The following is a 22,110-nucleotide window of genomic DNA, read 5'->3' as shown; positions in this document are numbered from 1 at the left end:
CGCCGCGGTCATGGTGGGCAACCGGAGATCGGCCGGATGGTTGGCATCGCGTTCTTCGCGCGATGGCTGTGCCGGCCCGTGTTGCATGCACCGGAAAACCGTCAGGTGGCGCGACAATCAAACCGAATACCGGCCTGAAAATTGTCGCAACCGATAAACTCCGTGACGGATTACGTCGTGACTGGGGCTTTCCCAGCGGCACATGATGCTTCGGCGCACTGAGGGTTAAGGACACAAATTCATGCGGTATTCGGCACTCGCGATCATGCGGCAGGTTTTGAACGGGCACCGGGGCTGGAAACCGGCATGGCGCGATCCCGAGCCTCAATCAAGCTATGATTTCATCGTGATCGGCGGCGGCGGTCATGGCCTTGCGACGGCATATTATCTGGCCAAGGAACACAACGCCGCCAGGGTGGCGGTTCTGGAAAAAGGCTGGATCGGTGGCGGCAACGTCGGGCGGAACACAACGATCATTCGCGCCAATTACCTGTTGGATGGGAACCAGCCATTCTATGAGCTGTCGCTGAAGCTGTGGGAAAACCTTGAACAGGACCTGAACTACAATGCGATGGTCAGTCAGCGCGGTATTCTGAACCTCTGTCATACGGACGCGCAGCGTGACGCGTATCGTCGCCGCGGCAACGCGATGATGTTCACCGGCTCTGGGGCGGAACTGCTGGATGCAGAGGGCGTTCGCGCGATGTATCCGTTCCTGAACTTTGACGATGCGCGGTTTCCGATCAAGGGCGGTCTGTTGCATCGCCGCGGTGGTACGGCGCGTCATGACGGTGTGGCCTGGGGCTATGCCCGTGCCGCGGATCAACGGGGGGTCGACATCATCCAAAATTGCGAAGTCACCGGGTTCCGCATCGAAAACGGAAAACTGCTGGGCGTTGAAACCACACGGGGTTACATCGGCGCCAAGAAGGTGGGCGTGGCGGTTGCCGGGTCTTCCGGGCGCGTGATGGCAAAGGCAGGGATGCGCCTGCCGATCGAAAGCCACGTGCTCCAGGCCTTTGTGACCGAAGGGCTGAAACCGGTGCTTGACGGGGTGATCACTTATGGTGCCGGACATTTCTATGTCAGCCAATCGGACAAGGGCGGTCTGGTCTTTGGCGGCGATATCGATGGCTACAACACCTATGCGCAACGCGGCAACCTGCCTGTGGTCGAGGACGTGGCCGAAGGCGGTATGTCCCTTATGCCGATGATCGGTCGCGCGCGTCTGCTGCGAATGTGGGGCGGCGTGATGGATATGTCGATGGATGGCTCGCCATTCATAGATCACACCGGAATTGACGGGCTCTACTTCAATGGTGGCTGGTGCTATGGCGGGTTCAAGGCAACGCCGGCATCTGGTTTTTGTTTCGCGCATCTTATGGCCACCGACCGACCGCATGACGTTGCAACTGCCTATCGGCTGGACCGGTTCAGAACCGGCCGGATGATTGACGAAAAAGGTGTGGGCGCACAGCCCAACCTGCACTGAGGAGGCCCGCACATGATCATCAATCATCCACTGCTTGGCCCGCGAGACGCGTCCGAATTCACCTATCTGGGCGACGCGAGCCTGATCAATCGGCCCGACTGGCAATCCGACACGGCCGCCGCTGAGTTTCACGACTATCTCTACCTGCGCGACAACCCGGCAGGAACCCACCGCGAGTTGTGGTTTCACGAGCAGGGCGACCGCTCGTGGCTTGTTGTGACACGCGACACGCTGACCCATGAAATTCTGGCAACAGAACTGGCGCGGGATGTAGCCCGCAAGACGGGGCGGGGAAAATGACCCAGAACAATCGTTTGCAGGGCGGTCTGATCGACCGGTCCAAAAAGCTGCGCTTTACCTTCGATGGCAAATCCTACGAAGGCTATCAGGGTGATACGCTGGCCTCGGCTCTGCTGGCCAATGACGTGCGGTTGGTTGGCCGCTCGTTCAAGTACCACCGTCCACGCGGTGTGCTGGCCTCGGGCTCGGAAGAGCCCAACGCGCTGGTCGAGCTGCGCACGGGCAACCGTCAGGAGCCCAACACACGCGCGACCACGGTCGAGTTGTTCGACGGGCTCGAGGCGACATCGCAGAACCGCTGGCCCTCGCTCGCCTTCGATGCGCTGTCGATCAATGATCGGCTCTCACCGTTTTTGACGGCGGGTTTCTATTACAAGACCTTCATGTGGCCCAAGGCGTTCTGGGAAAAGCTCTATGAACCGATGATCCGCAAGGCGGCCGGTCTGGGCAGCCTGACGCAGGAGGCTGACCCGGATATCTACGACAAAGGCTATTTGCATTGCGATGTCCTGGTTATCGGTGCCGGTCCTTCCGGCCTGATCGCAGCATTGACGGCGGCGCGGTCTGGCGCGCGGGTCATTCTGGCCGACGAAGACAGCCGGATGGGCGGGCGTCTGTTGTCTGACTGTGACCGGTTCGAGGGCATTTCGAATGCGGATTGGGTCGCGCAGACACTGGGAGAGCTGGCGTCGATGGACAATGTGCGCCTTCTGACGCGCACCACCGTGTTCGGCGCCTATGATCACGGCATTCACGGCGCGCTTGAGCGGGTCTCGGATCACCTTGCAATGCCCGAAGCGGGGAAACCACGCCAGATTCTGTGGCGCATTTACGCGAAACACTCGGTGCTTTGTGCCGGCTCTACCGAACGTCCGATTGCTTTCGAAAACAACGACCGACCGGGCATAATGCTCGCGGGCGCGATGCGGGCCTATGCAAACCGCTGGGCTGTGACGCCGGGCCAGCGCGTGGCGATTTTTACCAACAACGATGAAGGACACCGCGCCGCTCAGGATCTGATCAAAGCCGGGATCAAGGTTGTTGCCGTGATCGACCCGCGCCGCGATGCTCCGCGCATCGCCGAGTGTGAGTTGCTGGCCGGGGCGCATGTGACCAACGCGCAGGGTCGTCTGGGGCTGAAATCGATCACCGTGCAGATGGCCGATGGTCAGTCCCGCCCCATCGAAGTCAGCGGTCTGGGCGTTTCGGGTGGGTGGAATCCGAATGTGCAACTGACATGCCACCAACGCGGCCGCCCGCAATGGTTCGAACCGCTTGCAACCTTCATCCCGCCGGCCGAACTGCCGAAGGGTATGGTGGTCGCCGGTGCCGCCGCTGGCAACCTGACCAGCCACGGGGCGGTCGCCTCGGGCACCAATGCGGCACTTGCGGCGCTTGACGGGCTGGGGATCAGGGCCTGCCCGGTCGACCTGCCGAAAGCCGAGGATAATGCGATCCGTATCACCCCGTTGTGGCACGTGCCCGGCAAAGGCCGCGCCTGGCTGGACTTCCAGAATGACGTGACCGTCAAGGACGTCAAACTGGCCGAACAGGAAGGCTTCCGCAGTGTCGAGCATCTGAAACGCTATACCACTCTTGGCATGGCGACCGATCAGGGCAAAACCGCGAATGTCGGCGCGCTGGCCGTGATGGCCGAGATCACCGGCAAGAGCATTCCCGAAACCGGCACAACCATCTTCCGGCCACCTTACACGCCGGTGGCGATGGGGGCCTGGGCCGGGCGCTCGGTCGGGAAAGAATTCAAACCGACGCGACTGACGCCCAGCCACCAATGGGCCGAAGAACAGGGCGCGGTATTCGTCGAGGTGGGCCCCTGGTTGCGTGCGCAGTGGTTCCCCAAGGCTGGTGAGACCCATTGGCGCGAATCCGTGGATCGCGAAGTTCTGGCCGTACGCAGCGGTGTCGGCGTCTGCGACGTGACCACGCTGGGCAAAATCGACGTGCAGGGCGCGGATGCGGCAGAGTTCCTCAACAAGATCTATTGCAACGGCTTTGCCAAACTGCCGGTGGGCAAGACCCGTTATGGTCTGATGCTGCGCGAAGACGGTATAGCCATGGATGACGGCACCGCCGCCCGCCTGGCCGAGGATCACTTTGTGGTAACCACGACAACCGCAAACGCGGTTGGTATCTATCGCCACATGGAGTTCGTGCGCCAATGCCTGTTTCCGGACATGGATGTGCAAATGATCTCGACCACCGACGCCTGGGCACAATATGCCATAGCGGGCCCGAAATCCCGTGAGTTGCTGCAAAAGGTCGTTGATGACGGCTATGACATCAGCAACGAAGGTTTCCCCTTCATGGCGTGTGGCGAGGTGACCATTGCCGGGGGGATCCCGGCGCGGCTGTTCCGTATCTCGTTCTCGGGTGAACTGGCCTATGAGCTGGCCGTGCCAACCCGTTACGGTGACGCGCTGATCCGACATTTGATGGCGCTTGGGGAACCCTTTGGCGTAACGCCGTATGGCACCGAAGCGCTTGGTGTTCTGCGTATCGAAAAGGGGCACGCCACCGGAAACGAACTGAACGGAACCACCAGCGCCCACAACCTGGGCATGGGGCGCATGGTCTCGGCCAAGAAAGACAGTATCGGTGCGACGCTCAGCGCTCGCGAAGCTCTGACGGATCCGGATGGCCTGGCTTTGGTCGGCATTCAGCCGGTCAACACTGCCGATACCGTGCTGGCCGGTGGCCATGTGTTCGACGAAGATGCGCCGCACGTGCCGGAAAACGATCTGGGCTATGTCACATCGGCTGCCTATTCGCCGCACCTGTCCAGCAGCATCGGCCTGGCCTTTGTAAAACGCGGGGCGCAGCGATTGGGCGACACCGTACAGATTGTCAGCCCGGTGGATGACACCAACATCAAAGCGACGCTTGTCAGCGCGCATTTCCTTGACCCCGAAGGAGAACGGCTCCGTGCGTGATTTTGTTGCCAAGACCGCCATTGGCGGCACCGAACCAAAACGGAACGTGGTCGGACCTCTGACATTTCAGGAACGAGGGGATGTGGCACTGGCATCCGTCTCGGCCCGGCTGGGACAGGAGGAAGCCGTCAAAGCCAAACTTCAAACCGTTTGCGGAACCCCTGCGCCTGAGGCGGGGCAATGGGAAAAGGGCGAAACCAGAAACCTGCACTGGCTGGGCCCGGATCAGTATCTTTGCGAGGAAGCTTTTGCAGGCCCGTTGGAGTTGGCCAGGCGTATGGAAGCCGAGCTGGCCGGCATGGCGTCGGTGACCGATCAGTCTGACGCGTTCACACGCATCGACATGACCGGGCAGGGTGCCACAGGCTTGTTGCAACGCCTGACCGTTCTGGATGTCGAGCAGATGCAGGTCGGAGCTTTCAACCGCACTGCAATCCACCATGTGGGGTGCCTGCTGCGCTGCAATGAGGCGGGAACGGATTTCTCGGTCTACGCGCCACGCAGCTATGCGATTTCAGTTCACCACATGCTGATCGAGGTGGCCAAGGCCCTGTGAAGGACGGTGCCCAAAGGACAAAGCCGCGTGTCTGGCGCCGCGGCTTCGTTCCTTGCGTTCCTGTGTCGGCGGCAGACCGAATTCACGCCGATAGTTGCTTGAAAACGAACTGGCGCTGTCATACCCGACCGAAAGCGCGATTTCCTGCAAAGACTGGTCGGTGTAAAGCAGCTTCTGCCGCGCCGCATCCAGTCGCAGCCTGCGATAGTACCCTCCGGGACTGATCCCGGTTTCCTTCTTGAAATGCCGTTCCAATTGCCGGATGGACATGCCAACGCGTTTCGAAACCTGCTCGATCGAGATCTTGTTTTCGATGTTGTTTGCAAACAACTCGATGGCCCGTCGAACCGGGCGCGGCAGGGCATTGCGGGTCTGATTTTTGCTGTAGCCCGGCAAAACCTGCAACGTATCCGCATCGCGCAAAGTCGCGTATTGGAACCAGCAGGCGGTTTCGACGGCAACTGCATCAGACACCTCGTCCGAAATCACGCCCAGCATGAATTCAAACACCGCTGAAGTCCCAGCAAAGGACATTCGGTTGCGATCTATCGTATAGAGCGTGTCACACAGGTTCACCCTGTCGAATTGTTCCTTCAAAGCAGCGGTATAGCAGAAATGTGCGCTACAACTGTAACCATCGAAGAATTTTTCTTCCGCCAGCGCAAAAAGTGAGCCGCTGACCGAACCGATCCGCGCGCCATGTGACAAAAGCCGCCGCAGCGCTCCGCCCGAAGCCTTGCGATCCTTCAACCGGGCCGAGGCCCCGGCAAAGACCAGCACGACGTCGGTTTCCTCCACCTCGGACAACGCCTTGTCAGGGTTGATGCTGAGGCGTGAACTGGACATGACCTGTTGCCCATCTTCCGATACGACAGTCCAGCCAAGACCATCGCTGCGGCTGATCTCATTGGCCACGCGCAGCGGGTCGATGGCCATGGACAGGGCAGCAAGCGGGAAATCTTCGAGGCACAGAAAGGTGAAATGGGTCATGCTTTGTCTCTTTGCCAGCACGATACCCCAACTACACCGATTTCGTCAGAACACCAAACGATGGGCGCGACCGCGTTCGAACAGTTTTCGGTTCAACTCATCCGCTTCGGGCGCACCGTATTCCAGCGCGAACACAAACGCATGCGTAAGGTAAAAACAAGCAGCGTCGAGATCCTGATTTTGTTCGGCCCTGTCGGCTGCTTCGTGGTACAGCCGGATCAGCGCAGGCACATCATTATCCGCATGAGCCTGCAACAGTTGCTTGTCGAGTTCTTGCAGATCCAAGGTCAGCCTCTTACCGGAAACGCGAAGTGTGTTGGTTTGTACGCAATCATTTGCTTTCTACCTTTTTGCGCCTGAATCCTGGTTTTTCGACGCCATCAACGATGCGAACCGTCCCTTGATTAACCCATCACACGCAGCCGCATGCGTCTTTCCGCAATCGCGGAACATCGCCTGCATCTGCGATGTTCCTGATTGCAAATGACAGAGCAGGGCGCATCCGTGGCGCCCTCAACCCATGGTCCGGCCGGAAAGCCGCTCATGCCTCGGCACGGGCTTTTTCGATCTGAGTGGCCACCCAGTGGTGGAAACAATGCGTTGGGCCATCCATCGCGGGCGAAAAGCGACCACCGTCGAATTTGACGCCATGACGGCCTTTCTGCATGCCCTCGACCACGAATACATCCTCTTCGAAAACGGTTTTCCAAAGCTGCGCGTTCTTTGCGCGCAACGCTTCGTGCTCGGGTGCGTCTTCCGGTTTTTTGGCGTAGTACAGCTCGATCCTTTCGTTCGACCGCTCATGGGTGATCGGATCGATGATGAAGGCAAAGCCATGGTCGCGTTGAACACCCAGCAAGGTGTTCGGGTACACGACGATGTATTCCGCCCCTTCATTCCACTTTTCGCTCAGGTTCTGGAAGTCATCCAGTTTCTCGCCGTTCTGACCTTCGAACTGACGATAGACGTAGGTGCCCTGACCCGAGTACTTGCCCAGTTCATTGATGTTGTAGTGGTCTTCCAGACGCGAATAGCTGTTAAGGCCCGGGTGAACCCAAGGCAGGTGATAGCTTTCGCAGAAGTTTTCGACCGCCAGTTTCCAGTTCGACTCCAGCTTCAGCCGGACAGACGCGCCCGCACCGCCATGATACATCGGCTGATCGAAATCTTTCCAGCGCTCCATCAGTTCGCCATGAACCTCTTCGAAGTCCGGGGCGTTGCCATCCACATTCACGAAGACGACATCGCGCCAGACATAGGAACGAATGCGGATCAGGCCCAGTTCAGCAAAGTCCAGATCTTCATGCGTGTTCCGTCCGGGGCCGCCAACGTGGGGCGCAGTGCGCAGCTCGCCATTCAGGCCATAACACCAGCTGTGATAGGGGCAGCGGATCGCGCCGCGGATTTTCTGTGGCTTGTCGACCAAAATCATTCCGCGATGGCGGCAGGTGTTCTGGAAAACGCCGATCTGTCCGTCACGGTCGCGCACCATCAGAAGCGGCATGCCGAGAAAGTCGATCGGAAAGGCATCACCTGCTTCGGGAATGTCCTTGCCAAAACCGATGCCCGACCAGTTCGCGAACAGGACCGCCTCCCGTTCCTCGGCAAAGACAGCGGGATCGACATAATGCTCGTTCGGCAGGCCCTTGGCGGTGTTTACCGGGGTCAGAACAGACGAAAGCGCTGAATGCTTGTTCATCGGTTGCTCCTGAGTAATTCGGAATGGGTTGAACGTTTCCCCCATTGGCCGGTCGAGCCGGCTTCATTCAATATCAAAAAACCTAATGGCCGATTGAGGCAGACTAAACCGAACCCCCGGACAATTCATCCAGCAACCAGTTTTTCAGCGCCAGGGCACCTTCTGTCAGCTGGTCGTCCGGGCGACCGACGAGGTAAAAATTGTTCGGGGCAGGGAGGCTGAATTCTTCCAGCGCAACAAGTTTTCCTGATGCCAGCATGGGCTGGATCAAGCGTTTCCACCCCAATGCAAGCCCGGCCCCTTTCCGGGCCAACTGCAACGCCAACGCATAGCTGTTCACGCGCGACTGCACCGGTACAACTCCGGTGTATCCAAGGTCGTGAAACCAAGATGGCCAGGTGGTCCAGGTGTTGTCCTGCGTTTCAAGGTGGATCAGGCGACGTTCGACCAGGTCGTCCAGGCTTGCCCCCTTCAGTTCCAGGGCCATCTCGGGGCTACAGACCGGCGTCAGAGTATCACGGTACAGTTTGGTATGGTTCAACTGCGAGTTCACGTCGCGACCGTAGCGGATGAAAAAATCGATATCCGGTCTGTCCGAGAATGGCTTGTCCTGTGCCATCTGGTTCACTTTTACGTGCGGGTAGTCCTGCCAGAACCGGATGACCGACGGGGAAAGCCACAACGCCGCCACAGCGGTAGTTGACCCGACCGTCACCGGATTTTCGGAATCCCCGCTGCGAATCTTTTCAAGCATCTTCGATATCTGCCGGAACGACGAGCCGAGCACTTCGAACAGGTCCTGGCCATCCTCGGTCAGTTCCACGCCCCTGTGTTTTCTGACGAACAGCGCTGAACCCAGTTCACTTTCCAGCGCTTTTATCTGGTGGCTGACAGCACCCGGCGTAACCGACAGTTCGCCGGCCGCTTCTTTGAAACTGAGATGCCGCGCGGCGGCCTCGAAGGCCGACAAAGTCGTGAGAGGTGGAAGATTATAGTGGCGTCGTGACATGGCTGCTGCGTTGCTCAAGAGATAGAGGTGAGCTACATTCATCCGAATGTGAGAAATTTTGCAATTGAAATCTATGTTTTTTCCTGCTGTTTGCGATCGGGTACAGGACCAAAGTCGACCGAGAACGAACAGGATGTGTGATGGATACACAAGTTGCCCGCCTCGTGCGCAAAACACAGCTGAGCCCGGACACGTCCGATTTTTGCTTTGAAATCGAAAACGGCCGCTTCACAAGTCTTCAACCCGGCGCACATGTCGATATCCATCTGGCCGACGATCTGGTGCGGCAGTATTCACTGTGGAGCTGGAGCCAGGACGGCCGCGTACTCAATGTCGCCGTCAAACGCGAAGATGAAGGGCGTGGCGGCTCGGTGGCGATGCACGCGCTGCAAGATGGGTCGATGGTCGAAATCGGTGGGCCGCGTAATCACTTCAAACTCGAAAGTCACGATCGGCACGTCACGTTGATTGCAGGCGGTATTGGGGCGACGCCGCTGGTGGCAATGGCGCGGGAACTGTTGAACCGAGGGCAGGATTTTCGGGTTTATTACCTGGTACGGTCAAGGGAATATGCCGCGATGGATGCGCAGTTTCGTTCGCTTGGATTGGATGAATGGTATCATTTGCACTGCGATGATACTGACGGTCAGTTTGATTTTGCATCGGTCATGCAATCGACGCCGATGGGTGCGGATGTGTATACCTGCGGACCTGAACCGATGCTGAATGCTGTTCTCGAAGCAAGTGCATCCTTGCGCGGCGGTGCCATCCATTTTGAACGATTTGCAGCCGCATCTGATATCGAGCACGACACAAACGCCGAATTCCGGGTCGAAATTCAGTCAACCGGCGCGGTCTACCCGGTCGGAAAGGAGGAAACCATTCTCGAAGTATTGCAAAACAACGGCGTGCAGGTCGATTTCGGGTGCTCTGAAGGGTTGTGCGGGTCATGCATTGTTGACGTAGTGTCAGGTCAGGTCGACCACCGCGACGGAATACTGACACCGCAAGAGCGGGAAAGCCACGAATTCCTGTGCACCTGCGTTTCGCGGGCCAAGTCCGAGAAACTGGTCCTGAAGCTATAGACAGTATGATGGCTACCGCAATTCATAGCATTGCACTGTTCTCGCTAACATGGGAAACGAGTGAGTTTTATAGTCGTTTCACGTAATCGAAGTGTCGGATTCTCAAATCAGAACACTTAACCCATGCTATAGGTGTTTCGAAACTGGAAGCCCAATAACCACTTACGACGCTGCGATTATGTTTAAAGACATGCTGACTTATCACTAGGACCAGGGATGTCGGCTGGCAGCGAATAACCCGGAGGAGATCTGCAGTAAGAAACGTAATGGGAGCACGCGTTGTTACTGCAAGCCCAAGTTTGGGCTGAACACAACTCACCATCGGTTTGCGCATCGTGCATGATTGTCCGCGTCGTGCAACGCGATGGTTTCCAGCACTTTTCCAGAAGAACAAAAACGACACACTCGAGGAGGAACGCGCGATATGTCGATACCCGAACCTTTCACGGACGTTGAAATAGAAACGGCTGATTCCGGATTCTATGAAAACTACAGCGTCCCAATTGCCCTGATCAGCAAGGCCATCATGGTCGGGCTGGTCCTGTGGGCCCTGGTTTTCCCTGCGAATGCAAACAGCACGTTGGGCAGCCTGAACAGCCAGTTGCTGGAAGTCTTCAACAGCTTCTACATTGTCATTGTCGGTTTTTTCTTCTTTTTCCTGGCCGTTGTTGCGATCATTCCGTCCACGGGTCGCCGGATCATGGGAACGCCGGGGGAAAAGCCCGAGTTTTCGAACTTCTCGTGGTTTTCCATGATGTTCGGTGCCGGTCTTGGTGTCGGTCTCATGGTCTTTGCGACAGCAGAACCGCTGGGTCTCTGGGGATCTAACCCGGTTGTCGTTTCTGGTGAGGTCGAAGGTAACACGCCTGAGGCACTGCAATCGGCCTACCGTTTCACTTTCCTGCACTATGGTTTCCACGCCTGGGCGATCTACGTGGTGACCGGCCTGTCGTTGGCGTATTACGCTTATACACGCGACATGCCTCTGACGATCCGCTCGGCGCTGACTCCGCTGTTTGGCCGTTTCGTCAACGGTTTTTTCGGCCACGTGGTCGACGTTTTGGGCGTTGTCGCAACGATCCTCGGCGTGTCCGTAACCATCGGTTTTGGCGTCAGCCAGTTCATCGACGGCCTCTATGCCATCACCGGCATGCAGTGGATCATGGATCTGGGCGGCGAGGTGCCGACCCCCAGCAAGGTTGGTCTGATTGCAGGCTTGGTCGTCATCATGGGTCTGTCGATCATTTCGGCGGTTTCCGGTGTTGGCCGAGGTGTCAAGTACCTGTCCAACCTGAACTTGGTGCTGTCGATCATCCTGCTGGGCACTTTCGTGGTCTTCGGTTCGTTTGTCTTTGCCATGACCACTTATGGCACTGCGATGATCGACTACATTTTGCACTTCGTGTCGCTCAGCTTTAACGCCTATGGCCCGCTGTCGGCCGAAGCATTCGCAGCGGCCCTGCCGGCCGAGGCGCAAGCACATGCCGCAGACCTGATGGCAGGCGCGACCAATGCCTGGGGCAGCTTCGACGGCTTCAAAAGCGGTCTGGAAGGTGCAGCAGCCGAGTTGGACGAAGCAACCTTGGCTGCGGCCTATGCTGCGGGTGAGCAAGGTCGTCAGTTCGGCTGGCAATCAGGCTGGACTACCTTCTACTGGGCATGGTGGATCGCATTCTCGCCCTTCGTGGGTCTGTTCCTGGCGCGCATCTCCAAGGGGCGCAGCGTTCGTGAGTTCATTCTGGGCTGCGTGTTCGCACCTGCGCTGGTATGCTTTGCCTGGATGACCGTTCTGGGCGGCACAGCGATCGATCTGGAACTGGCAGGCGCGGCGGAAGGTGCGATCATTGGAGCATCGAACACCAACAAGCTGTTCGTAACCCTGTCCTACATGATCGACAGTGGGCTTCTGTCCATGCTGAACATCATGTGCGTGATCCTGATCATGACCTTCCTGGTGACCTCGGCTGACTCGGGTATTCTGGTGATGAACACCATCATGTCGGGTGGTAGCCAGGAAACCGGTATCAAGCACCGCATCATCTGGGGTGTGATCCTGACGGCGGTGATCGGCGCGCTGATCCTGGCGGCCGGTGAAAACAACCCGATGGACGCGCTGCGCAATGCCATGATCATCGGTGCGCTTCCGTTCACCGTGGTGATGGGTCTGATGTGCGTATCGCTGGCCAAGGCGCTGTTCCGCGACAGTCAGCGTGACAAGCACTCTGCCAGCAGCACGCAGGCTGCTGAATAAGGCATAAGCTCAAAAAAAACAGGTCAGGCCGCCCCTACTGGGCGGCCTGTTCTTTTTTCAGACCGTAGCCTTTGAAATGAAAAACCCCAATATTACCCCGGGGTCGATGCCGTACTGAACGGAGAACCAAGTCTGTCTCCTATCGACTGCCCGCATACCCCGTACTTCCGCCACCTCTGGCTGCTGTGGTGACAGTTTGCTCACCGGACCGGCGAGGGCCGCATCACCCGCCAGGGTCAATTTCCTTGCTGTTGCAACTTTGGATAAAGGGCTGTCTTAGGGCCGCGGCAGGAACTTAGGACTTTCATCGAATGTTCCAGCGAAGGGCGGAAAGCTGGTCTTTCGAACATGCGCGTACTCGCAGGCATTCTGACGCTGCTTTTCAGTGGCCTGGCGGCTTTGGCCGAACCTTTGTCGCGCGAAGATATCGAATCCCATATTCGCGCGCCGTTCTCTTTGGGGCCGGCGTTGAACGAGAACGGCGTCTACAGTCTGCTGAACTCCGGCGGGGCCGATGCAGGCTATGTCTTTGAATCGGAGCCCCTGGCGCCATTGCCCGGTTTTTCCGGCGCACCGATCAACATGTTGATCGTGCTGGATCTTGAAGGGCGTTTTCTTGACGTGCAGTTGATCGAACATAACGAACCGACTTTTTTGTTTCAGGGCTGGGAAAGGCCCCTTTCCACAAATTCTTCGAGCAATACAGGGGCCTTTCGATCTCGGATTCCATCGTTGTCGGAACCCCGTACGGCGATGCAGCAAGCGGATCGTCATTGGTCTATTTGGACGGGGTTACAAAGGCGACGGCAAGTGTGCGGATCGCGCATGAATCCGTCATGGGTGCTGCTTTGGCAGTCGCGCGTGAGAAAATGCGGGGATTGGAACCGCACCGCTCAGCGTTTTGCTACTGATCTGGTCGTTCGCGCCTTGCGCAAGGCCGGGTGGGAAAAGGTTCTGGTCAATATCGGAGAGTATTATGCAAGTGGCCGTCAGTGGCTGCTGGGTGTCACGGATCCAGTGCACGGGCTTGACGAAGCCACGCATTTGAAAGACCGCGCCATCGCTACGTCCAGCCCCGGCGTCATGCGCCTGCGGTCCGGCGGTGCTTACATCATCAACCCGATGGGCGAAAACGCACCGCTTTGGTCAACGGTCAGTGTCCAGGCCCTGGATGCTGCGACAGCAGGCGCGCTTTCAACGGCATTCTGTCATGCTTCCGAGACTGAAATAGCAGCGGCCCTTGCGCGGGCAGCCGGCGACTGCATCGCGATCTGTGTTGGCCCCAATGGGAAAGTGGTCGTGCTTCAGGGTCAAAAAGCCCCGGATCACACCGAGGCTTTTCGAGTTCTCTAAGATGGCCTATTGGCAGTCTGCAACCGCGCGTTTGGTCATGACCGAAACGAGATGTGCTCGATACTCCTTGCTGCCATGCAGATCCGCAATCATGTTCGCCGGGTTCACGCGCAGGTCCATAAGGGCATCAGGGCGAAATTCTTTGTTCAGCGCCTGTTCAGCCTCTGACCACCGGAAAACGCCGTCCTCGCTCGCGCCGGTTGCCGCGACACGTACTCCATCGGCGAAACGGGCCAGATAGACCCCGACAAGCGCAAATCGCGACGCTGGCTGAAGGAACTTTTGATAGCTCGCCGCTTGCGGCACCGGGAAACGGACCGATGTGATGATTTCACCCTCATCCAGCGCCGTCGTGAACATTCCCTGGAAAAAGTCATCGGCGGCAATCTGGCGGGTATTGGTCACCACTGTCGCCCCTGATCCCAATACCCCTGCCGGATAACAGGCCGCAGGGTCATTGTTGGCAACCGAACCGCCAATCGTCCCGCGGTTGCGGACTGCCGGATCGCCGATCTGACCGGCCAGCGCTGCAAGCGCTGGATATGATCCCGCGGCCTCGCGGGCGACGACAGCGTGGGGCGTCGCCCCACCGATCGACACCGATCCGTCATCCTCGACGCAAACGCCTTGCATCTCGGGAATTCCGCTGACCGACACCAACTTGGACGGGGCCGCCAACCGTTGCTTCAATGTTGGGATCAGCGTCTGTCCGCCCCCCAACGCCTGCGCATCCTCGGCGGCCAGTGCTGCAACCGCGTCAGCAATGGTCGAGGGTTTCTCAAACTCGAAACTGTACATTTCGTTCTTCCTTTCCGAAAGGCGCTGATCCGCCCTTCATCTGGCTATAAATATCCCGGGGAGCGCGAGGGGCTGGCCCCTCGCACTCTAACCTCTCAACCATGCATCGCCGTCCAAACGCGTGACGGGCTCATCGGCATGTCGATATGATCAATAGCCCTTCCACCCGAGTTCAACGCATCCAGGACCGCGTTGACCACCGCAGGCGGTGAGCCGATCGCACCGGCCTCGCCGCAACCCTTCACACCAAGCGGATTGTGGGTACACGGCGTCTGGCTGGAATGGTCGACACCGTAGAATGGCACGTCATCCGCACGCGGCATCGCGTAGTCCATGAAGGACGCGCTCAGCAGCTGGCCGTTTTCATCGTAGGCGCAGTTTTCCAGAAGCGCCTGCCCGATGCCCTGACCGATACCGCCATGGACCTGACCATCCACGATCATCGGGTTAACGATGTTGCCGAAGTCATCCGCCGCAGTGAATTTCTCGATGCTGACCTGACCGGTTTCCGGATCAACCTCGACTTCGCAGGCATAGGCGCCTGCCGGGAAGGTAAAGTTGGCCGGATCATAGAACGCGGTTTCCTCCAACCCGGGCTCCACTTCCAGTGGATAGTTGTGCGGGACATAGGCCGTCAGGGTCACATCGCCCCATGCCACTGACTTATCAGTACCCGCAACGCTGAACTGACCGTCCTTCAGCTCGATATCGGCCTCGGACGCTTCCAGCAGGTGGGCGGCGATCTTCTTGGCCTTGTCGATCACCTTTTCGGTCGCCTTGACCATGGCCGAGCCACAGACCGCCAGCGAACGCGAACCATATGTGCCCATACCGAACGGGATTTTCGATGTATCGCCATGCACGATCTCGACCATCGACTCGTCGATGCCGATCATGTCGGCCACCACTTGCGGAAAGGCCGTCTCGTGCCCTTGCCCGTGGCTGTGCGCGCCGACCATGACGCTGATCGAACCGGTGGCGTTCACCCGAACCGTTGCTGCATCATAAAGGCCCGCCCGGGCCCCAAGCATGCCGACAATGTTGGAAGGTGCGATGCCACAGGCCTCGATATAGCAGTTGATGCCCAAGCCCCGAAGCTTGCCGTTGGCTTCGCTTTGCGCGCGCCGCGCTGCAAAACCTGCCAGATCGGCGGCGGCCTCAAGCTTGTCCATCGTTCCGTTGTAATCCCCGGTATCATAGGTCAGCGCCACCGGCGTGTCGTAGGGGAACTGCGTGATGAAGTTCTGCCGACGCAGCGCGATCGGATCCACGCCCAGTTCGCGCGCGGCCTTGTCGATCACGCGCTCCAGCTGGTACGTCGCTTCGGGGCGGCCTGCGCCGCGATAGGCGTCCACCGGCACTGTATTGGTGAACATCGCCTTCACGTTCACCTGAATGACCGGCGTCTTGTAGTTGCCTGCCATCAGCGTACCGTGCAGCCAGGTCGGGACCGAGCTGGAGAAGGTGGACAGATAGGCGCCCAGATTGGCGTATGTGTTGGTGCGCAGCCCGACGAAATTGTTGTCGGCATCCAGCGCCAGCTCGATCTTGCTGACATGGTCGCGGCCCTGTGCATCCGACATGAACGCCTCGGACCGGCTGGCCGTCCACTTGACCGGGCGGTTGCAGGCCTTGGCGGCGAAAGTACAAAACGCTTCCTCGGCGTAGTGGAAAATCTTGGTGCCGAAACCGCCGCCCACATCCGGCGCCACGACGCGGACCTTGTGCTCGGGCAGGCCCAGCACGAAGGCGCACATCAGCAGCCGGATCACATGCGGGTTCTGCGACGTGGTATAGAGCGTGTATTCATCCGTGCCCCGGCTGTATTGCGCCACGGCCACGCGCGGTTCCATCGGGTTGGCAACCAGACGGTTGTTCACCAGTTCCAGCGTGGTGACATGCGTCGCGTTGGCAAACACCTCGTTCACCTTGGCGTCGTCCGCCTCGCCCAGCTGCCAGTCATAGCAGATGTTGTTCTTCAGATCGTCATGGACCAGGGTCGCGCCATCCTGCGCGGCGGCTTTCATGTCGATCACCGCGGGCAGTTCCTCGATATCCACCTCGATGGCCTCGGCCGCATCGCGGGCCTGCTCAAGGCTGTCGGCCACAACGGCCGCGATCGGGTCGCCCACATGGCGCACTTTGCCCTGCGCCAGAATGGGGTGAGGGGGCTCTTGCATCGGCGCGCCGTGCTTGTCGGTGACTTCCCAGCCGCAGGGCATGCCGCCCACGCCTTCGAAATCCTTGCCGGTAAAAACCTTGACCACGCCCGGCATGCCTTCGGCCGCCGAAGTGTCCAGGGATTTGATCCGGCCATGCGCGATATCAGACCGCAGAAAATGCACATAGGCCTGACCATGTACGTTGATATCGTCGGTGTAATTGCCTGCTCCGGTCAGAAAGCGCACGTCCTCGCGTCGCTTGGAACTGGCTCCGATGCCACTGTCTTTGGGCATTGCTTGTTCTCCTCCCATAAACGGATGCTGTTGCATCCCTTACTCATCCCACGGGCGTCAAGATCACGCCCGCAGCGGCATCATTCGGCAGCGATGCTGCCCACGTCCTGGCCGGATGCGGCCATGATCGCTTTGACGATGTTGTGGTACCCGGTACAGCGGCACAGGTTGCCCTCCAGATATTTCCGGATCTCCGCCTCTGACGGCCGCGGGTTCTCTTTCAGCAGCGCTGCGGCACTCATCACCATGCCCGGAGTGCAGAAACCACACTGAAGACCGTGGTGATCCTGAAACGCCTGCTGGATCACGTTCAGCGAACCATCTGGCGATGCCTGACCTTCAATCGTGCCGACATCAGCGCCGTCTGCTTCGGCGGCAAGCATGTTGCACGATTTCACCGCTTCGCCATTCACATGCACCACGCAAGCACCGCATTGCGCTGTGTCGCACCCCACATGCGTCCCCGTCAAAGACAGATGATCGCGCAGAAAACCGGACAACAATGTCCGGCCCTCGACGTCTCCGCTTACGGCTTTGCCGTTCACGGTCATGGAAATTTTCATGACTTTCTCCTCCCTGAATTCCAAAGGATCAACCGCCTAACACGCGCTTGATCCAACCTTTCTTTTCTTCCCCGGTCTCGCCTTCTTCCGAGGTTTCGGGTTCGGGCGCATCCTGAGGTTCGACCGCATTCTGGAAGTTCTCAAAGAACTGGTCGGCCATTTTTCTGGCAACCCCATCAATCACTCGCCCCCCCAACTGAGCCAGCTTGCCACCGACGCGCGCATCGACCTTGTAGGTCAGCAGCGTACCTTCGGGGGCATCCGACAAGGTGACGTCGGCCGCACCCTTGGCAAATCCGGCGGCTCCTCCCTTACCTTCACCCGATAACTTCACGCTTTCAAGCTCCACGAGATCAGAAAGGGTCACAGAGCCTTTGAAAGTCGCTTTGACCGGGCCTACTTTCTGCACGACGGTGGCCTCGAACCCGTCTTCGATCGAACCTGTCATCTCCTGACATCCCGGCACGCATTCCTTTAGAACTTCTGCCGACAAGAGCGCGGCCCAGACTTTGGATCGCGGCGCGGCGATGACGCGGCTGTCATTGAGTTCCATTTCACTTCTCCAAGTATTTTTTTTGTTACGCTACGCGGTGTTCGCCGCCTTGCCTATAAGACCTTGGGTGTAGTCACCGCAGCGCAGGCGGCGAATGTGCAAGGCCGTGACGATTGAAGATTTCGGTGATGCGCCCGTCCTGCAACGCCGCAAAAATGGCATCGTCCACAGCATAGCCGAGGCCGCGATAGGCGAAATGAACGGCCACGCCAGTGGTCCATGAACTGACGGCAAAACCGGGCAGGGGTGGGGTATGGATGTCCAGCTCTGGCGTCCGCCTGGCCTCAAGTTGGGCACGCGGTCCCATGGCCGCCATCGTCGCACCACCGGCAAGCGCCTGCATTGCCTTGGCGACAGTGGGATATCTGCGCATATTTTGGGCCAATTGACCGCCGGGAAATGCCGACAAATAGAAATCGGCAATCGAATCGTTCTCGACGGCGACAGTGTCGATCCGGAAACACGCAGGAACTGGCGGGTCATCGGGATAGGTATCGCGGCCATACGCGATGGCGATTTCCTCGACATGGTATTGCCCGGTGAAGACCACCTGTTCGACCCGGCAGGCGAATTCGCTGTCATAGGGAACGTGCAACATCACATTTGCGACCCGCCCATTGATCAGGGGTCCCTTCCAGATCCAGTTGCGCAGGTCGGCCTCAAGGTTTTCTCCGGCAGCCACCAGATTGAAACGCGCTTCAACATCCAGCTCCTCGGCAATCAACCTGCCTATGTCGATGTCCACGCCAAGTGTCTTGCCGTCCCTCTCATAGGACCACGGTGGGAAATCGTCATAGGCGGCGAATTCGATATAGCCACGCTCGACAATGGTATCGAGATCGGCGCCAACGATATCCCGACCGGCGTTTTGTGGTTTGGGTTGAGGCACATGATCCTCGCATCGGGCCATCGCCATTCCGGTGGAAAGGGTGGCAGCCAACAGGAGGAGAAAAAGTGAGCGTCCGATCATGTGCTTCAGTCTGCCGTCCTATTGCGCGGCAGACAATCCAATTGTCAGTTGTTCTGCGGCTTCCGCGAAATCAGGACTGTCGCCCGAGATCAGAACAGCGGCGCGGAAGGCCACGCTGTCAGCCACTGGGGCGCCCGATCCTGTTTCCACGGCGCTTGCAATCTCGCTGAGTTCCGACCGAAGCGCCGCGGCATCGCCTTCACCACCGTCGGCCATCGAGGCCAGAAGGTCACGGATTTCTTTCAGCCGATCCGTATGATCGTCCAGCGCTCCATCGTCGGGGCGCGTTTCGATATAGGTGCGAATGGCCCAGGCGGCCTTTTGGCCCAATAACTCTCCGAAGGCCGGCATCTTGGTGATCCCGTTCTGGGTATAGCCTTCGCGGAACCGTTCCACGTACCATTCGTCACCATATTCTTCAGCCTCGAGGTAGCGCAGGTCAGGCGCCAAACCGCCGGAAACCACGCCCAACCCATGGCAGCGCGCACAGTTTTGATTGTAACCGGAATCGCCAATTTCGATGGCGGCTTGCCAAACCTCATCACCCTGATCGCGATAGGGGTTTTCGATCAACCATTCCTCACCCACATCCGGCAGGGCATCTGTATTCACCGGCTGCGGGGCGACATCTCCGTGCGCAAACGCCATGCCGCCTGCGGTCAGGCCAGCCAGCGCTGTGTGAAAAAAAATACAAGACGCATCGTTTCCTCCTTCCGATGCTTGCCCCGGTCATAGCTCAGGGAAAACCATCGTGAAATTCGACCTTGGTTGCAGATGATCCGCCGCGTGCGACAAAGGTCGAATGGCATGCCACCCAAGGACTCATTTTAGTGGAGGCGCATCGGAGGAGGAGCAAACACGGCCATGTTTTTCGCGTCTTAGCAACCCTTGTTCTGTTGCCAATGGTTGCTGCGGCTGAGGTCTCTGTATCTGTTGTCTACCTTCAGCAACAGGTCAGGCGACCACCGGTTTTGTCGAACCTTGACCCATTGCCCGAAGACCTTGGTGCGGCGGGTGCGAAACTGGCACAGACAGACAATCTGACAACGGCCAAGTTTCTGGGTCACAAGTACGAACTGACAGTTGCGACAGCCCCGCAAGACGGGGATTGGCTTCAAACGGCGCGCCGGGCCCTGTCCCAGACAAGCTTCCTGATATTGGACGCACCTGCGCAGGCGCAACTGGCGGTCGCTGATCTTCCCGAGGCCGCCGACGCCATCTTGTTCAACGCGTCTGCACCTGAACGCGACATAAGAGATACCACCGGCCGCGCCAACCTGCTGCACACTGTGCCATCAGACGCGATGCGCACGGACGTATTGGCACAGTTTCTGGTCAAAAGACGCTGGGACGATCTGGTTCTGATCACCGGAGAGCACGTGTCGGACGTGGCCTTTGCAGACGCCTTGAGACAGTCGCTGACCAAGTTCGGACTGGAGTTTCGTGCAGAAAAGATCTGGCGTTTTGATGCTGACCTGAGACGTAATGCGGCCCAGGAAGTTCCAGTTTTCACTCAGGATTTCGGAGATTACGATGTCTTGCTGGTAGCTGATGAACTGAACGACTTTGCCCGGTCCATACCGTTTAACACATGGGAACCCAGACCGGTTGCAGGTTCGGAAGGGTTGCGACAGGTGGCGTGGTCGCCCGCGGTCGAGCAATGGGAGGCGGTTCAGTTGCAGAGCCGGTTCGCCGATCAAGCAGGACGGTCGATGAGGTCAATCGACTATGCGGCATGGGCTGCGTTTCGGTCATTGGGCGAGGCTGTGACCCGAACGCAATCTGGCGATCCTTCTGTTCTGCCGGACTACATTCTGTCGGACAGATTTGAACTGGCAGGCTTCAAAGGCCGGGCGATGAGTTTCCGCGCCTGGAACGGCCAGTTGCGCCAACCAATCCCTTTGGTGACGGGACGGGCTGTCGTGGCCCTCGCACCGCTTCAGGGTTTCCTGCACCAACGAACGGTACTGGATACGCTTGGCATTGATGAGCCCGAAAGCCAGTGCACGGCCTTCAAGGAGGAATGAAGATGAAGGTAGCCACCCTTTTGGCTGCGACGGCACTTTGCGCCCCGGCGGCCGCAGATGAAATCTGGGTAAGCAACGAAAAAGACGACACGCTCAGTGTGATCGACATCGAAACGTTTGAAGTGATCCGCACCCTTGAAACCGGTGAATGACCACGCGGGATTACTCTTACCAAGGACTTCTCGGTTCTCTACATCTGCGCGTCAGACAATGACTCGGTGCAGGTCATGGATCCCGAAACCGGAGAAATCCTTTATGATCTGCCGTCGGGCGAAGACCCCAAACAGTTCGTTTTGCACCCGAATGATCGGCATCTTTACATCGCCAACGAAGATGACGCGATCACAACTGTCGTCGATACGGTGTCGCGGAGGGTGATTGCCCAGATTGACGTGGGTATCGAACCGGAAGGAATGGCGGTTTCACCCGATGGAAAGATCGCTGTCACCACATCCGAGACCACCAACATGGCTCATTGGATCGATACTGAAACACAGGAGTTGTTCGCCAACACCCTGGTGGATTCGCGCCCGCGCCACGCGGAATTCATGAAGGGCGGAACCGAACTTTGGGTCAGCTCTGAAATCGACGCCGAAAACTGAAACAAGCTCCTGAATTTCAACGGCAATAGTGGTCGGCAGATTTTTGGGCGGCCTGAAAGGTCAAGGAAACATATCCCTGCATTCTGGGCGGGACGTCGCGAGACAGACCCGTTCCGAACGACGCGCGCAGGGCCAAATGGCGCAACCGTATCAAGATCATGTTCGTCCGGGAGAAGGATCGGCGCCGCGTCGCAATCCGTTGCGACAGATGCCCGAAAGTGGTCCGATAAGTCACCGCTGGTGCCGCCGAAACCATGAGTGTGGAGCCCGGATGAAATGCGCGAATTGCCCCCACGACCATTGTGCAGTTTCGCCGACAGACCCGCCTGCGAATAGTTGCCATGCCAACAGCTCCGACCTGTCGGGGATTCGGCGTGGAGGGAAGACTCAAGTCTAGAGAGGACACCGATGAACCGGTTCACAATGACGACAGTCGCAAGCGTGATTGCAGTGGG

The 22,110-nt window shown here is 58.4% G+C and carries 18 protein-coding genes and 1 pseudogene; 9 read left to right on the top strand and 10 right to left on the bottom strand.

All coding sequences use genetic code 11. From position 1 onward, the window contains the following. Positions 1–241: 241 nt before the first annotated feature. The 4 genes from AC2FF8_RS11550 to AC2FF8_RS11535 are packed head-to-tail and all read left to right on the top strand — an operon-like array spanning position 242 to position 5,299. Positions 242–1,492 (top strand): sarcosine oxidase subunit beta family protein, encoded by a 1,251-nt coding sequence (locus AC2FF8_RS11550; protein ID WP_170345456.1) that lies wholly within the window; start codon positions 242–244, stop codon positions 1,490–1,492. Positions 1,493–1,504: 12 nt separating this feature from the next. After that, a complete protein-coding gene (locus AC2FF8_RS11545) occupies positions 1,505–1,792 on the top strand; it encodes a sarcosine oxidase subunit delta (RefSeq protein ID WP_171119335.1) in 288 nt (95 codons plus the stop codon). Further along, the gene (locus tag AC2FF8_RS11540; protein ID WP_496879750.1) at positions 1,789–4,743 is read left to right on the top strand and encodes a sarcosine oxidase subunit alpha family protein; all 2,955 of its coding nucleotides are present in this window, start codon (positions 1,789–1,791) and stop codon (positions 4,741–4,743) included. Before AC2FF8_RS11545 ends, AC2FF8_RS11540 begins: the two co-directional genes overlap by 4 nt. Continuing rightward, the gene (locus tag AC2FF8_RS11535; RefSeq protein WP_425079561.1) at positions 4,736–5,299 is read left to right on the top strand and encodes a sarcosine oxidase subunit gamma; all 564 of its coding nucleotides are present in this window, start codon (positions 4,736–4,738) and stop codon (positions 5,297–5,299) included. The genes AC2FF8_RS11540 and AC2FF8_RS11535 overlap by 8 nt, the downstream gene beginning before the upstream one ends. Here the strand turns inward: AC2FF8_RS11535 and AC2FF8_RS11530 are convergent. The 4 genes from AC2FF8_RS11530 to AC2FF8_RS11515 form a co-directional block, all read right to left on the bottom strand. Beyond that, positions 5,258–6,289, bottom strand: a complete 1,032-nt coding sequence (locus tag AC2FF8_RS11530) for a GlxA family transcriptional regulator (RefSeq protein ID WP_496879749.1) — start codon at positions 6,287–6,289, stop codon at positions 5,258–5,260. The two genes, AC2FF8_RS11535 and AC2FF8_RS11530, sit on opposite strands and share 42 nt — an antisense overlap. Positions 6,290–6,334: 45 nt before the next feature. Next, complete coding sequence (locus AC2FF8_RS11525; protein WP_425079562.1) at positions 6,335–6,574, bottom strand: hypothetical protein; 240 nt, start codon at positions 6,572–6,574, stop codon at positions 6,335–6,337. A gap of 256 nt (positions 6,575–6,830) precedes the next feature. Continuing rightward, positions 6,831–7,988 (bottom strand): aromatic ring-hydroxylating oxygenase subunit alpha, encoded by a 1,158-nt coding sequence (locus AC2FF8_RS11520; protein WP_496879748.1) that lies wholly within the window; start codon positions 7,986–7,988, stop codon positions 6,831–6,833. A 103-nt stretch (positions 7,989–8,091) separates the two neighbouring features. Continuing rightward, entirely contained in the window at positions 8,092–8,997 is a 906-nt protein-coding gene (locus AC2FF8_RS11515) for a LysR substrate-binding domain-containing protein (protein ID WP_496879747.1), read from the bottom strand. 140 nt (positions 8,998–9,137) lie between these two features. On the opposite strand from AC2FF8_RS11515, the gene AC2FF8_RS11510 reads away from it, so the two are divergent. The 3 genes from AC2FF8_RS11510 (at position 9,138) to AC2FF8_RS11500 (ending at position 13,686) form a co-directional block, all read left to right on the top strand. Continuing rightward, positions 9,138–10,082: a PDR/VanB family oxidoreductase gene (locus AC2FF8_RS11510; protein WP_170345449.1), complete on the top strand. Its 945-nt coding sequence runs from the start codon at positions 9,138–9,140 to the stop codon at positions 10,080–10,082. Positions 10,083–10,506: 424 nt separating this feature from the next. Next, complete coding sequence (locus tag AC2FF8_RS11505; RefSeq protein WP_425079566.1) at positions 10,507–12,333, top strand: BCCT family transporter; 1,827 nt, start codon at positions 10,507–10,509, stop codon at positions 12,331–12,333. 348 nt (positions 12,334–12,681) lie between these two features. Beyond that, on the top strand, positions 12,682–13,686 hold the full coding sequence (locus tag AC2FF8_RS11500; protein ID WP_496879746.1) for an FAD:protein FMN transferase: 1,005 nt from the start codon (positions 12,682–12,684) through the stop codon (positions 13,684–13,686). 6 nt (positions 13,687–13,692) lie between these two features. Here the strand turns inward: AC2FF8_RS11500 and AC2FF8_RS11495 are convergent, their stop codons facing one another. The 6 genes from AC2FF8_RS11495 to pedF form a co-directional block, all read right to left on the bottom strand. Then, positions 13,693–14,484 (bottom strand): FAD binding domain-containing protein, encoded by a 792-nt coding sequence (locus tag AC2FF8_RS11495; RefSeq protein ID WP_496879745.1) that lies wholly within the window; start codon positions 14,482–14,484, stop codon positions 13,693–13,695. Between the two features lie 95 nt (positions 14,485–14,579). Further along, positions 14,580–16,940, bottom strand: a complete 2,361-nt coding sequence (locus tag AC2FF8_RS11490; protein ID WP_496879744.1) for a xanthine dehydrogenase family protein molybdopterin-binding subunit — start codon at positions 16,938–16,940, stop codon at positions 14,580–14,582. An 80-nt stretch (positions 16,941–17,020) separates the two neighbouring features. Continuing rightward, positions 17,021–17,503: a (2Fe-2S)-binding protein gene (locus AC2FF8_RS11485; protein WP_496873292.1), complete on the bottom strand. Its 483-nt coding sequence runs from the start codon at positions 17,501–17,503 to the stop codon at positions 17,021–17,023. A 28-nt stretch (positions 17,504–17,531) separates the two neighbouring features. Beyond that, complete coding sequence (locus tag AC2FF8_RS11480) at positions 17,532–18,056, bottom strand: SRPBCC family protein (protein WP_257600917.1); 525 nt, start codon at positions 18,054–18,056, stop codon at positions 17,532–17,534. A gap of 73 nt (positions 18,057–18,129) precedes the next feature. Further along, positions 18,130–18,966 (bottom strand): substrate-binding periplasmic protein, encoded by an 837-nt coding sequence (locus tag AC2FF8_RS11475; RefSeq protein WP_496879743.1) that lies wholly within the window; start codon positions 18,964–18,966, stop codon positions 18,130–18,132. Between the two features lie 78 nt (positions 18,967–19,044). Further along, a complete protein-coding gene (pedF, locus tag AC2FF8_RS11470) occupies positions 19,045–19,716 on the bottom strand; it encodes a cytochrome c-550 PedF (RefSeq protein ID WP_368040355.1) in 672 nt (223 codons plus the stop codon). Between the two features lie 281 nt (positions 19,717–19,997). Between pedF and AC2FF8_RS11465 the strand changes: the two genes are divergently transcribed. Then, positions 19,998–21,053: an ABC transporter substrate-binding protein gene (locus AC2FF8_RS11465; protein ID WP_496879742.1), complete on the top strand. Its 1,056-nt coding sequence runs from the start codon at positions 19,998–20,000 to the stop codon at positions 21,051–21,053. A 2-nt stretch (positions 21,054–21,055) separates the two neighbouring features. Next, positions 21,056–21,640, top strand: a pseudogene (locus AC2FF8_RS11460) (PQQ-dependent catabolism-associated beta-propeller protein); the annotation flags it as partial. Between the last annotated feature and the right edge of the window lie 470 nt (positions 21,641–22,110).

Source organism: Ruegeria sp. YTSA144, from assembly GCF_059610125.1.
This window is presented reverse-complemented; position numbering and strand designations above follow the sequence as displayed.

Coding starts and splice junctions, on each gene's coding strand:
- AC2FF8_RS11505 (WP_425079566.1), top strand. CDS start 10,507: ATGTCGATACCCGAACCTTTCACGGACGTTGAAATAGAAACGGCTGAT.
- AC2FF8_RS11520 (WP_496879748.1), bottom strand. CDS start 7,988: ATGAACAAGCATTCAGCGCTTTCGTCTGTTCTGACCCCGGTAAACACC.
- AC2FF8_RS11475 (WP_496879743.1), bottom strand. CDS start 18,966: ATGGCCCGATGCGAGGATCATGTGCCTCAACCCAAACCACAAAACGCC.
- AC2FF8_RS11515 (WP_496879747.1), bottom strand. CDS start 8,997: ATGTCACGACGCCACTATAATCTTCCACCTCTCACGACTTTGTCGGCC.
- AC2FF8_RS11540 (WP_496879750.1), top strand. CDS start 1,789: ATGACCCAGAACAATCGTTTGCAGGGCGGTCTGATCGACCGGTCCAAA.
- AC2FF8_RS11530 (WP_496879749.1), bottom strand. CDS start 6,289: ATGACCCATTTCACCTTTCTGTGCCTCGAAGATTTCCCGCTTGCTGCC.
- AC2FF8_RS11480 (WP_257600917.1), bottom strand. CDS start 18,056: ATGGAACTCAATGACAGCCGCGTCATCGCCGCGCCGCGATCCAAAGTC.
- AC2FF8_RS11550 (WP_170345456.1), top strand. CDS start 242: ATGCGGTATTCGGCACTCGCGATCATGCGGCAGGTTTTGAACGGGCAC.
- AC2FF8_RS11490 (WP_496879744.1), bottom strand. CDS start 16,940: ATGCCCAAAGACAGTGGCATCGGAGCCAGTTCCAAGCGACGCGAGGAC.
- AC2FF8_RS11500 (WP_496879746.1), top strand. CDS start 12,682: ATGCGCGTACTCGCAGGCATTCTGACGCTGCTTTTCAGTGGCCTGGCG.
- AC2FF8_RS11495 (WP_496879745.1), bottom strand. CDS start 14,484: ATGTACAGTTTCGAGTTTGAGAAACCCTCGACCATTGCTGACGCGGTT.
- AC2FF8_RS11485 (WP_496873292.1), bottom strand. CDS start 17,503: ATGAAAATTTCCATGACCGTGAACGGCAAAGCCGTAAGCGGAGACGTC.
- AC2FF8_RS11545 (WP_171119335.1), top strand. CDS start 1,505: ATGATCATCAATCATCCACTGCTTGGCCCGCGAGACGCGTCCGAATTC.
- AC2FF8_RS11510 (WP_170345449.1), top strand. CDS start 9,138: ATGGATACACAAGTTGCCCGCCTCGTGCGCAAAACACAGCTGAGCCCG.